Below are 14,827 nucleotides of genomic sequence, written 5' to 3'. Positions count from 1 at the left end.
GGGATCAGGAGAAGTATTTGGAACGTGTACCGATGACCAAACAGGGTGCTGAAGCACTGCGTGAAACCCTCGCATATCTGAAGGGGGAGAATCGCCACAGGATCGTGAGAACGATTGAAGAGGCGCGAGCGCACGGTGATCTCTCCGAGAATGCCGAATACCATGCTGCCAAAGAGGAGCAGGGTATGAATGAGGGACGCATCTCTCAGATTGAGGATACGCTGGCCCGCGCCCACGTTATTGACCCGGCCACCATCACAGCCGAGAAGATTGTTTTCGGAGCTACTGTAGAGTTGATCGATCTTGATGAGGGCACAGAGGTGACCTATCAGGTGGTTGGTGTTGATGAGGCCAATATCGAGGCGGGTAAAGTTTCCATCACCTCTCCGATTGCACGCGCCATGATCGGTAAAGAGCAGGGCGATGTGATTGTCGTGCAGGCGCCAAGTGGTGAGCGCGAGTATGAGGTTCAGGAGATCAGCTACGTGTAGTTTGATTGATTCGCAAAACTCGTCCATGAGTTTTGCTTGGCCACTCAGCAAAAACGTGGTTTTGCTGAGCTTACGGGCTTCGCCCGCCGCACATCCATGTGCGGGTAGATGCAGGTTGATCGTTACAGGAGTCCATGTTGAGAGTTGAGTGTATTCGCATCGGTTCGGTTCGACTCACTCTGGCACTGATGCTGGGGCTGCTTGTGGTGCCCGGCTTTGTTGTGGCTCCGGTTCTCTTTGATAAAGCCGGTTCACTATCTCTGGCCGGAGCACTGGCCGGAGAGATCTTCCATATTGCCAATTTGGGACTGATGCTGCTCTCTGCTGCGGTGATTGTCTTCTGGCTGCGCATGCGCAGTGCTGGCATGCAGATCGGCCGCCTGCGTTGGGGTTTTCTGGCACTGCTTGTGCTGCTGATAGTGACCAATGAGTATACTATTTCACCGATTCTGGCGGAGTTGAAAGTGCAGATCGGTTCGATGGATGTTGTGGCTGCTGAGCATCCGCTTCGCAAGCAGTTTGGCATGTGGCACGGGGTAAGCGCCACAGTTCACCTGATTGCAGCCATCGCGGCTGCTGCACTGGTGGCTTTAGGGCCGACCAAACCCGGAGCGGCATGTTCGTCCTGACTGACTGGCTGAAGAAGCGTATGGCAGACACCGAACTGGTGATGCTGCTCTCCTCGCTGCTGGTTATATTCCTTCTGCTCTTCCTGCTGGGGCCGATTCTGGCACCGGTTCTTCTGGCTATTGCCCTGGCCTATGTGCTTGATGGTGTCATTGATCTTCTGCAACACTGCAAGGTGCCGCGCCTTTTGGCTATCGCGGTTGCCGGTGGTGGTGCGCTGCTGTTGATCATGTTTGCGCTGCTGGCAGTGCTGCCACTGTTAACCGAGCAGGTGGGACGGTTGGTGATGAATGCACCGCAATATGTGCAGTCGATCAGGGAGATGCTGCTACAGCTGCAGGCCAACCATGCCGAGTGGATGAATCCGGCCTTCCTGCAGAAGGTGGTTGCCGCGATCGCCCTGAAATTGCAGGAGTGGGGCGGAGCACTGCTCACCTTCTCGATCGCCTCAATTCCGGGCATGATCACGCTACTGGTCTATGCCGTACTGGTGCCGGTGATGGTCTTCTTCTTCCTCAAGGATAAAAACCTGATTATCAGCTGGACACAGCAGTTTCTGCCTACCGAACGCTCACTGCTGCAGCGCGTATGGGCTGAGCTGGATATTCAGATTGGCAACTATATCCGGGGTAAATTCTGGGAGGCATTTATTGTCGGCTTGGCGATGTGGCTGGTGTTCTGGTGGATGGGGCATGAATATGCACTGCTGCTGGGTGTGCTTACCGGTATCTCGGTGTGGATTCCCTTTGTTGGTGCTGCCGTGGTTACTGTGCCGGTGATCCTGCTCTCCTTCTTCCAGTGGGGCTGGACCGATACCATGGCCTACAGTGTCCTTGCATATGCGGTGGTACAGGCGATCGATGCCAATGTGATTGTGCCCTGGCTCTTCTCTGAGATTGTTAATCTGCATCCTATTGCGATTATTGTGGCCATACTGGTGTTTGGCAGCTTGTGGGGTATTGTCGGTGTGGTCATTGCCATACCGATGGCAGCGCTGGTGAAAAGTGTGGTATCCATTGTGCTGGAGCGTCGCCATGAATTCGCTGCGGATGAAAACTGACATTGACACTGGATGGGTGCCTTTTAGGGTGCAGCAGCTTTATATAATCGGTTTTTTACCTGCAATGCCGGTTGTTCATGAATATGAACGAGGATGAATGAGATGAGTGACGATATACCAGTAAAAGATTCCGACATTGAGGAACTTAAACGCGAAATGCGTTCTGCCCAATGGACGAATTGGGTAGAGGCCAATCAGAAGCTGCTGATGGGTGCGGCTGCCGCGCTGCTGGTTGTACTGCTGGCGGCCGGATTCTGGATTGAACAGGATCGTGCTCACAGTGCTACCGCTGCAACTGTTTACCAGCAGGCTGTTAGTGAAGCCGATGTCAGCAAGAAGCAGTTGCTGCTGCAGAATGTCAGCAGGGATTTCTCATCCAGCAGTTATGGTGCACTGGCGCTGATGCAGCTGGCAGGCGTTGATACGGCCAATGCTGAGGTGCATCTGAATGCTCTGATTGCGCATGCGAAAGCGATGCCGGAGTGGGTATGGCAGGCCAGAATTGATCTGGCTGAGATGAAGATTGCTGCCGGAGATCATGCCGCAGCGCAGGCACTGCTTGATCAGAAGGTGGGCAACCAGTACCAGCAGATTCGCTACTTCCTGCTGGCTCAGATCGCTACAGATGAGACGCAGAAGCAGGCGTATCTGCAGAAGGCTCTTGATGCAGCCGGTGTTGATGCCGGGCTTAAAGAGAAGATTGAGTCTCAGATGAACAAGAAAACCTCATGATGAGACCTGTAATGATAGCGCAGTTGAGACTACCGCTGTTTGCCGCTTTGCTGGCACTGTTGTGTGGCTGTTCGATGAACCCTTTCGCTTCTCAGGAGGGCGAGCAGAAGCCGGTGGTTGAGACTACTTCAGATATATCAATTGTCTGGCGCAGTGATCTCGATCAGCGCCAGCCAGCCTCCAGTGCAGGCATGAGTAATCCGGCTATTGCCACGAGTGAAGCGGGTGAAGTGATTGTTGCCGGTGCCCAGGACAAACGTGTCAGGATACTCAACAGTTCAGGTCGTGAAATTCATCGCGTAGCACTGAGTGCTGCCGGTGAGTCCGGTGGCCTGCAGCTGGCCAATGGTCTTGTCGTTGTTGGTGATGTGGGCGGTAAAGTGTTCGGCATTGATATCAACGAAGGTCGTGTGGCCTGGTCCATTCAACTCTCTTCGTCACTGTTAAGCAGACCTGTTCTTATTGGTAGTGATTTTATTATTCAAACTGAAACCAATCAGGTGTTCCGTTTCTCCCAGCGTGGCGAAAAGGTCTGGAGTTACTCCGGCCCACCGGCTGGTCTGGGTATGCAGCTGTTGCCTTCTCCTGTGGTCTTCCGGGATCAGGTTTATGTCGCCATGCGCAATGGTGATGTTGTGGCGTTGAAAGCTGAAAGTGGCAGCTTTTTGTGGCAGCGCCAGCTGTTGATTAACAGTGATGCTGCTGTGTTGAGAGATCTGAAGGTGCCTGTGGCAACGCCGCTGCTTATCCCGGCTGAGCAGTCTGGTAAACATGAGGATATGCTGGCTGTGCCGGTATTTCAGGGCGAGCTGTTTTTCCTCTCACTACAGGATGGCAGTACATTGATGAGTCGTGCGATCTCCTCAAAAGGGTCACCTCTGCTGATCGGTAATAGGGTCTATGTGGCCGATGCTCAGGGAGCGCTGAGTATGCTTGATGCAGCCGGTGGAGAGACGCTCTGGAAACAGAAACTCTCCGATGTTGAGCTGACCGGACCGATATTCTGGAATCAGATGCTATGGCTGGCAGATGAGTCCGGTAAAGTTTTCCGCCTCAATCTTGATGGAAAGCTACTTGCAACGGTGGAACTGGGTGGACGTATTGACCTGACTCCTGTTGCCTCTTCTGACGGGGTGCTGGTTAGAAATAACCTTGGAACTCTGTTTAAACTGCGCTGAGTGCGCCAAAACAGGTTACCCCTTTGAATCAGAAACCCCATTATCAGAAGTTATCCGCTCGCTTGCCGGTTATCGCTATTGTTGGCCGCCCCAACGTCGGTAAATCTACCCTGTTCAACCGGCTGCTTGGTAAGCGCAAGGCCATTGTTGGCGACCGACCGGGTGTAACCGTAGATCGCCTTGAGAGTGAATGCCTGATCGGCGCACGTGAATGTGTTCTGGTTGATACCGGTGGCATTGGTGAGGGCACACATGATGTGATGCAGCCTGCTATTGATGCGCAGGTTGAGGCGGCGCTGGAAATTGCCGATGTTGTTCTGTTTATCGGTGATGGTCAGGTTGGTGTGACACCTGTAGATGCTGCTATTGCCCATAAGCTGCGTCGCCATCACATTCCTGTGGCGATTGTGGTGAACAAAGCCGAAAAGCCCAATAGTGAACTGGAATTTTTCAAGCTCGGCATGGGTGACCCTATTGCTGTTTCTGCGGCGCATGGTGACGGTATCCGTGATTTTGTCGTTCATCTGGAAAAGATGCTGCCGGAACTGGTTGCCTCAACAGAGGATGAGCAGCCGCCGCTGGCCAGTATTGCTGTCATTGGCCGTCCCAATGTCGGCAAATCAACCCTGATCAACGCCTGGCTTGGCAAGCAGCGGATGGTGGTCAGTGATGTGGCCGGCACCACCAGAGATGCGATTGATAGTGATCTTCCATATCGCGATGGTGTTGTGCGTCTGGTGGATACGGCAGGCCAGCGTAAGCATGGTAGAATCAGTGATATCATCGAGTTTGTGGCGCGTGTGAAGGCTGTACAGGCATTTGCGCGTGCTGATACGGCTGTCATGGTACTTGATGGCTCAGAAGGTGTTGTAGAGCAGGATATGCGGCTGATGCAGCTGGCTCAGGATGAAGGGTGTGCGCTGCTGGTGGCAGTGAACAAGCTTGACCTGCTGAGTGAGGATGAGTGGAACTATTTCGCTGAGCGCCTCAACTTCCGCATGCGTGGTCTGGCGGACATTCAGATTTTCCGCATTACTGCCAAGAGCAGCAAAGGTGTGAAAAAGCTTCTTGATGAGGCGGTCAGGGCAGCCAAGCGTAACCGCTTTGAGATCGGAACCGGTGAGCTGAATCGCTGGATGCAGGCGGCTCAGGAGGCGCAGCATCCACCCAGTGATCGCGGTGCCGCTGTAAAGCTGAAATATGCATCGCAGATCGGTACCTCTCCGCCAAGTATCAAAGTATTCTGTAATCGTCCGCAGGCGCTGAAGACCAGTTATCGCCGCTATCTGGAGCAGTCATTCCGTAAGACATTTAATCTTACCGGTGTCACTGTCCGCTTTACCTTCACAGGGGGCGGTGACAACCCCTATGCCCCGGAGAAAAGACGCTGATCCATGCGTAGTTTCGAAGAGACCAGGGTGATCGCCAGTTCTGCAGGCAGAATGTTTGATGTTGTGATGGATATTGAAGCCTACCCGCAGTTTCTGCCCTGGGTTGCTGATGCAACGATATTAACAGAGCAGCAGGGAGAGCTGACTGCAGAGCTTGTTGCCGATCTGGCTGGCTCCAGGCACAGCTTTAAAACTATTGATCGCTATGTTTCAGACAAGTTGATCGAGATCAGGCTGCTCGACGGGCCGTTCCGCTTTCTCGAGAGTATCTGGACCTTTGAGGCTGTGGATGATGAGACCTGCAGGGTACATTTTTCGATTGAGTTTGAATTTCGCAGCATGATGCTGGACATGGTGGCTTCTCCAATCTTCGCAACAGCATGCAAATCGATGGTCCAGGCCTTTGAACAGCGGGCTCTGACCCTGAAGGGGAGCTGAATGCACGTTACTGTCGTCTATGCACTGGCACATGAACAGTTTATCGAAGAGCTGGATGTGGCTGCGGGGACAACGGCTGAAGAGGCGGTTCGTACCAGCGGTCTGATGGAGAGGTGCCCTGAAATCGACCTTGCTGTGCATCAGCTCGGTATCTATGCGAAACTGATCAAGGGGAGTCAGGAGCTTTGTGAGGGGGATCGTGTGGAGATCTACCGTTCACTGCCGCGCAAGCCGCGCAGTGCTCATGGTGCTGATGACAAAAAAGAGCGTATCCGTGCCAAAAAGGCGCGTGTAGAAGGTGCAGACGCAGAGAGCTGATCGTCCGGCGATTGTCTTGCCCGGTTATGCCTGATCTGTCAGCGGGTAGCTGCTTCTAACCTCTTGCGGGTCTAGACCTGTCTCCTTCGAGTAGCATGAAAGGGTCGTGTTGAGCTCGGATTTATCTCTGAACAGGGTAAGATCCTCTTCCTCTATGGCTTGCAGCAGGCGCTGTTGTATACCTGTCGCGTCAGCAAGCTTCGCAAGGGATATGCCTCTGCTTTTGCGGATACGCTTCAGTTGATCACCGGTAAATTTAATGCCGGTTGCTGCCGGGATCTCAGCCGGCTGTTTAAGATAAAAGACATTTTTTTCACGCTCATCTATAGCGTTTCGGCTTGTTGTACCAGCTTGTTGCTGTGCCAGCATCGTGTCGTAGAGCTTACGCCTTTCAGTATGGCTTAATGTATTATAGGCCTCTTCAATGTCACGGCGAATCTCCACTAGCTGATCCTCATCAAACATGGAGTAGGTGGCCTGAGATCCGTTGACATAGGTTCTGGTTGCCAGTCGATAGGCCTGAATGATATCTGCGGCTGACGCTGATCTGGGGATATCCAGAAGGTCGTAATAATCAGGGAGCCTCATTTTTTCTTGTTTATGATGGTCTTGACCAGATGTTTCAGCTGGATCGCATTGCGAGAGTGCGGATGCTCATGCAGGTAGGGGTGATGCTCACAGAGCGCTTTGATAATTGAGTCATCATGGTTGAGGAAAGAGAGAGAGTCCGGTTTTTTTCCGTAATACTGTTTCCAGATCAGTGCCATGGAATAACCCAGTTGAAAGTCGGCGGGTTCCCTGATCTGGTTAACAATCAGGTGCAGGCCTGCAGAGTCAATTCTCCGCCTGAGAATTTTACCATGTTTCGGTGATTGTTGATGGATCGAGTCGATGATCTTATTCAGCGTGTTTAAGCTGCGGGTCTGTTCAGATGGTGTGCCAAGGATCTCTTTAACCATGCTCTTGGTATCCGCAGGAACATCACGAAGTTTGCGGTACATTGCCGATTTCAGGAAACGGTGGCTGTTTTCAATCGCGGTGGGTTCCGGAATAACAGAGAGGATGCCCTGATCAGCCAGGTTGAAGAAATCGAGGGTGTTGTAGGTGGTTCCGGCTCCCAGATCGAGAATAACGTAATCGGCCGGAAGCTTTAAAAGATGGCGAATGAGTTTCAGTTTCTGGAAATGTTTGAGGTTAGCCACCTCAAGATGGTCCGATGCGCCTGAGATGATGCCCAGTGTTGTACCGGGTAGTGATTCGATCATCTCTTTAAGATCACCATTTTTGCCATTGATGAAATGAGAGAGCGAGTGTTTGGGACGGCTGATGCCGAGATGGGTGTGCAGATTAGCACCGCCAAGATCAAGATCTACGACAATAGTACGTCTGCCACTCTGGGCAAGTGCTAGGCCCAGATTAGAAGCGATAAAGCTTTTTCCAACACCACCCTTGCCGCTGGCTACAGCCCATATCTGTGGTCTGTTTTCAGTGGCTCCTGCGCTGGCGGGAGCGGTGGGGGACGTTACCACTTTTAACATGGTCAAGGCCTCCGTGTCCTGTAAGGGGATACATATCAATAGGTTATGGCAGTTTTGTCAAGTGTTGGTTTAATTTTCGGATGTCTGCGCAGTTGCTTAATTGTGTTCATCTGGCCTGCTCGGTTTATGTTGCTCTCTTTCTTTCCTTCTCGATTTCACAAGCTTGATGTGCAAGACATGCGTATATTAGACTTTACTTATTAGACAAGGTGTGGCAGAACTCGAACATGAATCAGAGACCATTACCAGCCAACCACGAACAGGCGCAACAGGTGCAACGCGCTATCGTGAAGATAGTGGTTGGGATGATTATGGTAGCAGTGGCGCCAGCAATTGTGATGATCAGCATCATTGTCAATAACGGTAAACCCATTGAGCCGGGTAAACCTGTTCCTGAATTTGTGCTGCGGAATCAGGATAATACAAATGTCTCTGTCAGTGATTTCAAGGGTCACTGGTGCCTGGTCTATTTTTATAATGAGTCCCGTGCGGAGGGGTTGATTCAGGCCCGGCGATTGAGAGACAACTATAATGCTTTCCGTTCACTGGATTTGCAGCTGATCGGTATCAGTTACGATTCAGTGTCTTCGCATCATGAATTTGCCGAGAAGCTGGGGATCACACACCCTCTGCTTTCCGATCCTGAGGGCGATGTTATCCAGGAGTATGCAGCTCACACCTCGATGACGCATATGACCAAGAATATGAGTTATCTTGTTGATGAGGCAGGTATTATCAAAAAGGTCTATCTGGATCTCTCGCCGGATGAGCAGGTGCGCGCAATAACCAGTGATGTTCAACAGTTCAAACAGCTGTAAGCCTGAAAAAGCTGGCTGGATACGCCATTAATTCCCTGTTTTATCGGGTCTGGCTCTAACCAGCCCCTTGGCCAGTGCCGCTATAGCTACTTTTGCAATTTTAGGGTCAAACTGGCTGCCTGCGTTCTCTTCCAGCTGCTCCAGACAGAATGAGAGAGGTCTGGCCCGGCGGTAGACCCGGTTTTGGGTCATCGCATCAATCGCTTCTGCGATAGCGATAAAGCGGGCTCCAATAGGAATGGCCTCTTCTTTGAGTCCATCCGGGTAACCTGAACCATCCCAGCGCTCACCATGATGCAGTACCATAAGGCGTTCATCCCTGAGTGATTTGATCGGTTCAAGGATTTTTCCTGCAACGTTAGGGGCTTCACGAATCACGGTGCGTTCAGCCTCTGTAAAACTGCCGGGTTTGAGAAGAATGGCATCAGGAACACTGACCATGCCGATATCGTGTAGCAGACCTGCATTGCCGATCTTTTTCACTGTTTCAGCATCGAGCTTGAATATCTTCGCCAATCGCACGGCAATCTGGCTGACCCGTCTTGAGTGATCATTGGCGAAGCTGTCCCGGGCCTCCAGAGCGCCGACAAGGGCAACCAGTGCTTCCTGTGCATCATTGCCAGCATTACTCACGTGATGGGCTCCCTCTGGCCGGCTGCTGCCGATATAATCATCGATGGCATTGCATAGAGAATGCCGTCATGATTTAACACCTAATCATACCGGGAATTAAGATTACGTCATCCATGCTGATGATGTTTGTAATTAAATCTGAACAGTATGGATAGATAAGTTCACAGTGAGGTCTGTTCATGCGTATTGGTGTTCCTAAAGAGATAAAGAACCGAGAGCATCGTGTGGCCATGACACCGGATGGGGTGAGAGCACTGGTTGCTAGCGGCCATCAGCTCTTTGTTGAGGTCTCAGCCGGTCTGGATAGCTCATTTGCGGATCAGTCCTACCTGGATGCAGGAGCGGAAATCGTTGATTCTGCAGACCGGGCATGGGCCTGTGATCTGGTTGTAAAGGTGAAAGAGCCTCTGGCTTCAGAGTACCACTATTTCAGGCCGGGTTTGATGCTCTTTACCTATCTGCATCTGGCTGCAGTGCCGGCGCTGGCAAAAGCGCTAATGAGTTCCGGCGTGTGTGCAATTGGTTATGAAACAGTGCAGCTGCCATCCGGAAGGCTGCCGCTGTTGTCACCGATGAGTCAGGTGGCTGGCAGGGTCGCTGCGCAACTGGCGGTGCAATACCTGCAGAAGGAGAACGGCACATGCATTCCAGGCATCGGGCGTCTTCCCGGAGCGATGGGCAGTCAGGCTGCAGCACATGTGGTTGTTCTCGGGGCAGGCAATGTTGGCAGTAATGCTGCAGATGCACTTGCCGGGCTGGGCGCTGAAGTCATGTTGCTTGAAGCTGATGCTCAGCGTATCGATGCGCTTAACAAGAGAACGCAAGAGAATATCAGGGTCGTTCACTATACCCATGCCAACCTGCTTCAACTGCTGCCTGCTTGTGACATCCTTATCGGTGCAGCACTAATTCCGGGCAAGCATGCACCGATGCTTCTCAGGCGCGCAGATATCGCTCGCATGAGACAGGGCAGTGTGTTTGTAGATGTGGCGATTGATCAGGGCGGCATGAGTGAAACCAGTCGTCCGACAAGCTTTGCTGAGCCCGTTTATCTGGAGGAGGGGGTGATTCACTGCTGTCTGCCCAATCTGCCATCAGCGGTCCCTCAGAGCAGCACTGCGGCACTTACCCATGCCACGCTGCCCTATGTGCAGAGAATCGCTGATATGGGGCTTGAGATGGCGATGGAGCTAGATCCCTCGTTAAAGCCCGGTATTAATATCAGAGACGGAAAGATTGTTCACAAAGGTGTCAGAGCTGCACTGGCAGATAAATAGGGCGTAAACAGCCCGGCAGGCTGAGTCAGATCGCTTTTTCTACCAGTTTGGTGATCTTGTTGAGCAGTTCCAGAAGACCGGCTGGCACCTTTTTCTGACACAGCAGTGAGGAGTAGATCACTTCACCCTTCACAACATCCTGATGGGTGATGAGGATTCTTCCTTTTTTGAGAATGACTCCGTTGCAGATCGGCTCACCAAAGCCACCAACCTGTGACATGGTGCGGATGGTCTCCATCACCATAGGTGAGTAGAGCGCAAACTCTTCCCCTTCAGGGTGATCGCCAACCTGAGCGATCAGAGCGCCTTCACCATCAATAACGATAACACAGGAGAGATCATGCTCCTGCCGAATCTGTTCAAGTTCCTGTTGAATAGAGATAAGCCATCCCTCCAACCTGCATCATATTTTCCTGTGTCAGCCACAAGAGGAAGCAGTATCACTATTCCTGCCCATAAGTTCAAGCGCCTCATTTTTCTGTGCGCTCATATTTGCCGCACCAAGCGCATCAATACCTGTGGACTTGTCATGCCATACATCCTGTATGGCACCCTTTGGGCGCTAGTGCGTGCAAAATGACAATCCTGCCATTTTGTCCCCCATTTGGGGGGCATACAGCCGTTTCAGTAAAGCATATGATGATCGAGTACGATCGCATGCATAATTTTAGGTGAAGGTCTCTAGCCCTTTAGGTCGGGGCCTGTGAGGTTTTTGATGAGCAGGCGGCCGTACAGGGCCAGGTGAATGGCGATGGCGCTGAGGGCTGCTGTGGCAATGACGGCAAGTTTTACGCCTGCGCTCCACTCCAGGGCTGAGATGCCCATAAATTGCTCGGAGAGCTCACCTGCGGCCACCGGCAAAGCAATCACCGCACAGAGTGCTACAAGGTAGAAGGCTGGCGCTGTTTTGCGTGTTGGTACGATCTCGTAACGCTGAATCGGTTCGCTGTTCCTGCTGAGTTGGAAATAGTAGTTGCAGCTACGGTCTTCGGGGCGGTCGTGAATCAGCGAATATCTGTTGCCATTGAAATCAAGATTGTAGCTAAAGCCAATGCTGGCAATGCGCTCTTCGGAAATTTTCACGGTATTGAATGTGACTGTCTCTCTACCTGAGAGCGGGTGATAACAGAGCTCAAGATCAAACCCTTCATCTTGAAAATGAAAGCTGTTACTGCCTGTTAATGAGAGCCTGCGATATTCGCTCATCTTCATGCGCCTCCGTGTATTGGAGGTTAGTTCGCTATTGATATTTAAACTACGATCCCGGTCACAAATCTGTGGCTGCTGAAGCCCGGATCAGGGAGCGACAGAGGTGACGCTGTACTTCTGCAGTTCCTGCGGAACATACCAGTGTTCACTATTGTAGCCGATGCCGGCAGGGGCGGGTTTGATGCCGTGAAAGCGTTTGTGCATCACCGGCAGCGAGTAGGGGGCAAAGAGGAATACCATCGGCACATCATGATGAATCTCCTCCTGCATAAGATCGTACTGCGCTTTGCGTTCATCTCTATCAAAGACTCTGCGTGCGTTATCCAGCGCCGCATCCACATTGGCGTTATTATAGGAGAGGAAATTGAATTGGCGCGGGCCGGTCTGGGATGAGTGCCAGATGGTGTACTGATCGGGATCAGGCGAGAGGGACCAGCCGAGAATCACCGCATCAAAGTTTCGTTTGTTGATGAAGTTCTGAATAAAAGCTGACCACTCAACCAGCCGCACCTTGATCTCAATGCCAACCTTCTTCAGCCGTTGCTGCATGATGGTGGCGGCATCGGCACGCTGTTTGTTGCCGTTATTGGTGAGTACGATGAATGAGAGCGGTTTGCCATCCTTGTCGACTATGCCGTCACCATCGGAATCCTTCCAGCCGGCCTGAGCTAGCAGTGCTTTCGCTTTTTCTGGATCATAGGGGCGTGGTTTAAGCTTCTCATTAACCCAGAAGGTGCCGGGTTTGTAGGGGCTGGCGATGGTTTCACCCAATCCAAGCTGTACACCATCGAGAATCTCCTGTCGGTCGATGGCATAAGCGATCGCGCTGCGAACAAGAATATCATCAAACGGTTTACGTTTGAGATTGAAGCCGAGATAGGTGTAGACGAAATCAAGATATTTATAGCGATTAAAATTGCGTTTCAACTCATCACGGGTTTCAAACAGGCGTGAGTACTGCATCGGGCTCAAGCCGACCGAATCGAGCCTGCCGGCTGAGAGCTCGAGGAACTGGGTGGCGCGATCCGGGATAATGCGGGTAAGGCGCTCCTTAATCCAGACAGGGCCATCAAAGTAATCCTCATTGGCGCTCATCAGAATCGATTGCTGGGATTGCCACTGCGTCAGCTTGTAGGGGCCTATGCTCGCTTTGGGTTCACGCGACAGACGTGTGTCCATGATATTCTCTTTTTCAAACACATGTTTAGGAAGGATGGCTAAAGAGGACCAGGAGGAGAGTGCCGGTGAAAACGGCTCATCATAATGCACCACAAAGGTGAGTGGGTCGGGTGCTTCCGCATGTTTGACGATGATGTAATCAGCTTTATAAGCGCTCTGGGTGCCCTCATCCTGCATCAGTCTGAGGGTGAACAGACAGTCGGCTGAGGTGAGAGGTTTACCATCACTCCAGCGCAGATCCGGGCGCAGATGAAAGGTGATGGTCAGATTGTCAGCTGAGATCTCCCACGATTTTGCCAGCTGGCCGGTCAGATCGAGATTTTTGTCATACTTGAGCAGCGAGAGGTAGAGCTGACCTGCGACAGCGTGACTCGATGCATCACCGGCAATCATCGGAATCAGATTGGTGGCATCACCAATGGATGCTTCAACCAGCCGGTCACCACGGGCAGGGATATCTTCATAAGCAGTGTTAACAGCCGTCTCATGCGTCTCTGCAGGCGCATTGGCGTTGCTGCATCCGATAAGCAGCAGCAGACAGACAAGAGGTAGAGCTCTGATGGAGATCAGCTTGGACGAACGCGGGCCAGAACCCATAAAATATCACCGGCACGAATAACTGATTTTTTCGAAAGACTGTTCACCCTGGATAGCGCTTTGACTGTAGTGCCAAAGCGGTTGGCGATCCTCCATAGTGAATCACCAGAACGAACCTTGTAGCGAACCCGATTTTTCGATGGTAGCAGGGGATTGATGTTGGCACTTGCCTTGGCCAGCTGATTGGCAGGCACCTTCAATTTCTGGCCAATTCGTAGCACATTGCTGATGCCGGGATTAAGCTGCTTCACTGTCTTTACATCGGTGCCATTGGCTCTGGCAATACTCCACATCGAGTTGCCTTCTCTGACCGTGACTGAAACAAATTTCGGGCCTGAGTGGATAATATTTTCCTCTACCCTGGGATGCGCAGCTTCAGGCACGTGGATGGTCACAGGCCGGGTCAGATACTGCGCCTGATTCAGTGAGGGATTAAACAGGAAAATTTCATCCTTCTCCATGCCGCTGAGCTGAGCGAGCAGCTGGATATCGACTGGCGGGTTCAGCTGAACTGTCCGGGTTTTGATAGGAGAGGGGAATTGAAGAGTACCCTCATCAAGGAGGGCAACAAGACCGATAATGTGTTTAACATAATTTCTGGTCTCAAGCGGTACTGGCATGGCATCCAGACCATCGGCCATATCCCAGGGTGAATTTTTCAGGCGTTTTGAAACGGCATAGGGGCCGAGATTGTAGGCGGCAATAGCCAGTGGCCAGTTGTCGAAGCGATCATGCTGTTGCATAAGATAGGTAGCTGCAGCCTGTGTCGACCTTTCGATGTCACGTCTGCCATCAATCTTTTTATCCGGCTGAATGCCAAGAACTTTGGCTGTGCCGGGCATCAGTTGCCAGAGGCCTGCGGCACCGGCATGGGATAGGGCATAGGGGCTGTAGGTCGACTCCACCACCGGGATAACCTGCAGAGAGAGCGGGGCAGATATTTTTTCAAGATTGCCAACAAGACGATGGCGAACAAAACGGGATCGCTCTGAAACCAGATCCCAGCGTTTGCTGAAACGTTTTCTGGCGATCTCTTTTACCGTGATAATGTCGCTTTCATTGATGCCTGCCAGCAGCGGTTCCGCTTTACGGTGTTGTGGCTCCACCAGTGTGTGCGAGAGTTTAAGCTGGTGAGATGCCGTGTTAGCGGCGTGCTGCAGGCGACTGCCATGGTAGTTCACCAGCCTCGGGTCAGGATCAGCGCTTTGCAGCTGCTCCTCGGCAGAGGAGGGAGCTGAGAACAGTAGTGCACCCGCCGTGATGACAAGGCAGTGAAAGAGAACCCTCTGTTTACACCTGCTGTGCATGAACTGTTTAGCGAAAATAGCGGCAATCACCAGC

Annotated in this window: 17 protein-coding genes; 10 read left to right on the top strand and 7 right to left on the bottom strand. The window is 52.0% G+C overall.

The features are described from left to right. Positions 1 to 17: 17 nt before the first annotated feature. The 8 genes from greA (at position 18) to F3F93_RS02440 (ending at position 6,235) form a co-directional block, all read left to right on the top strand. Complete coding sequence (gene greA / locus F3F93_RS02475; RefSeq protein ID WP_176957573.1) at positions 18 to 491, top strand: transcription elongation factor GreA; 474 nt, start codon at positions 18 to 20, stop codon at positions 489 to 491. 137 nt (positions 492 to 628) lie between these two features. Then, a complete protein-coding gene (locus F3F93_RS02470; RefSeq protein WP_176957572.1) occupies positions 629 to 1,120 on the top strand; it encodes a DUF4149 domain-containing protein in 492 nt (163 codons plus the stop codon). Next, a complete protein-coding gene (locus F3F93_RS02465) occupies positions 1,108 to 2,178 on the top strand; it encodes an AI-2E family transporter (RefSeq protein WP_176957571.1) in 1,071 nt (356 codons plus the stop codon). The genes F3F93_RS02470 and F3F93_RS02465 overlap by 13 nt, the downstream gene beginning before the upstream one ends. Before the next feature lie 102 nt (positions 2,179 to 2,280). After that, positions 2,281 to 2,910, top strand: coding sequence for a tetratricopeptide repeat protein (locus F3F93_RS02460; RefSeq protein WP_176957570.1), 630 nt, complete (start codon positions 2,281 to 2,283; stop codon positions 2,908 to 2,910). Between the two features lie 11 nt (positions 2,911 to 2,921). After that, on the top strand, positions 2,922 to 4,088 hold the full coding sequence (locus F3F93_RS02455) for a PQQ-binding-like beta-propeller repeat protein (RefSeq protein WP_176957569.1): 1,167 nt from the start codon (positions 2,922 to 2,924) through the stop codon (positions 4,086 to 4,088). A 23-nt stretch (positions 4,089 to 4,111) separates the two neighbouring features. Continuing rightward, the gene (der, locus tag F3F93_RS02450) at positions 4,112 to 5,479 is read left to right on the top strand and encodes a ribosome biogenesis GTPase Der (protein ID WP_176957568.1); all 1,368 of its coding nucleotides are present in this window, start codon (positions 4,112 to 4,114) and stop codon (positions 5,477 to 5,479) included. Positions 5,480 to 5,482: 3 nt separating this feature from the next. Continuing rightward, complete coding sequence (locus F3F93_RS02445; RefSeq protein ID WP_176957567.1) at positions 5,483 to 5,917, top strand: type II toxin-antitoxin system RatA family toxin; 435 nt, start codon at positions 5,483 to 5,485, stop codon at positions 5,915 to 5,917. Beyond that, on the top strand, positions 5,918 to 6,235 hold the full coding sequence (locus F3F93_RS02440; protein WP_176957566.1) for an RnfH family protein: 318 nt from the start codon (positions 5,918 to 5,920) through the stop codon (positions 6,233 to 6,235). 24 nt (positions 6,236 to 6,259) lie between these two features. Here F3F93_RS02440 and F3F93_RS02435 read toward each other — a convergent pair whose 3' ends face one another. Both F3F93_RS02435 and F3F93_RS02430 read right to left on the bottom strand, forming a co-directional pair. Further along, positions 6,260 to 6,823: a helix-turn-helix domain-containing protein gene (locus tag F3F93_RS02435; RefSeq protein ID WP_176957565.1), complete on the bottom strand. Its 564-nt coding sequence runs from the start codon at positions 6,821 to 6,823 to the stop codon at positions 6,260 to 6,262. Next, positions 6,820 to 7,773 (bottom strand): P-loop NTPase, encoded by a 954-nt coding sequence (locus F3F93_RS02430; RefSeq protein WP_176957564.1) that lies wholly within the window; start codon positions 7,771 to 7,773, stop codon positions 6,820 to 6,822. Before F3F93_RS02430 ends, F3F93_RS02435 begins: the two co-directional genes overlap by 4 nt. A gap of 227 nt (positions 7,774 to 8,000) precedes the next feature. Between F3F93_RS02430 and F3F93_RS02425 the strand changes: the two genes are divergently transcribed. Next, positions 8,001 to 8,591, top strand: coding sequence for a peroxiredoxin (locus F3F93_RS02425; RefSeq protein WP_176957563.1), 591 nt, complete (start codon positions 8,001 to 8,003; stop codon positions 8,589 to 8,591). Between the two features lie 27 nt (positions 8,592 to 8,618). Here F3F93_RS02425 and F3F93_RS02420 read toward each other — a convergent pair whose 3' ends face one another. After that, positions 8,619 to 9,224, bottom strand: a complete 606-nt coding sequence (locus tag F3F93_RS02420; protein ID WP_176957562.1) for an HD domain-containing phosphohydrolase — start codon at positions 9,222 to 9,224, stop codon at positions 8,619 to 8,621. 179 nt (positions 9,225 to 9,403) lie between these two features. Between F3F93_RS02420 and ald the strand changes: the two genes are divergently transcribed. Further along, entirely contained in the window at positions 9,404 to 10,501 is a 1,098-nt protein-coding gene (gene ald, locus F3F93_RS02415) for an alanine dehydrogenase (RefSeq protein WP_176957561.1), read from the top strand. Positions 10,502 to 10,526: 25 nt separating this feature from the next. On the opposite strand, the gene F3F93_RS02410 is transcribed toward ald, so the two are convergent. The 4 genes from F3F93_RS02410 to F3F93_RS02395 form a co-directional block, all read right to left on the bottom strand. Further along, the gene (locus F3F93_RS02410) at positions 10,527 to 10,898 is read right to left on the bottom strand and encodes a hypothetical protein (RefSeq protein ID WP_194334946.1); all 372 of its coding nucleotides are present in this window, start codon (positions 10,896 to 10,898) and stop codon (positions 10,527 to 10,529) included. Positions 10,899 to 11,182: 284 nt separating this feature from the next. Continuing rightward, a complete protein-coding gene (locus tag F3F93_RS02405; protein ID WP_176957560.1) occupies positions 11,183 to 11,713 on the bottom strand; it encodes a hypothetical protein in 531 nt (176 codons plus the stop codon). Positions 11,714 to 11,797: 84 nt separating this feature from the next. Beyond that, complete coding sequence (locus F3F93_RS02400; RefSeq protein ID WP_176957559.1) at positions 11,798 to 13,486, bottom strand: peptide-binding protein; 1,689 nt, start codon at positions 13,484 to 13,486, stop codon at positions 11,798 to 11,800. Next, entirely contained in the window at positions 13,456 to 14,823 is a 1,368-nt protein-coding gene (locus tag F3F93_RS02395; RefSeq protein WP_347239170.1) for a LysM peptidoglycan-binding domain-containing protein, read from the bottom strand. The genes F3F93_RS02400 and F3F93_RS02395 overlap by 31 nt, the downstream gene beginning before the upstream one ends. Positions 14,824 to 14,827 lie beyond the last annotated feature (4 nt).

The sequence above is a fragment of the Mariprofundus sp. KV genome, from assembly GCF_013387475.1.
Classification (GTDB): Bacteria; Pseudomonadota; Zetaproteobacteria; order Mariprofundales; family Mariprofundaceae; genus Mariprofundus.
This window is presented reverse-complemented; position numbering and strand designations above follow the sequence as displayed.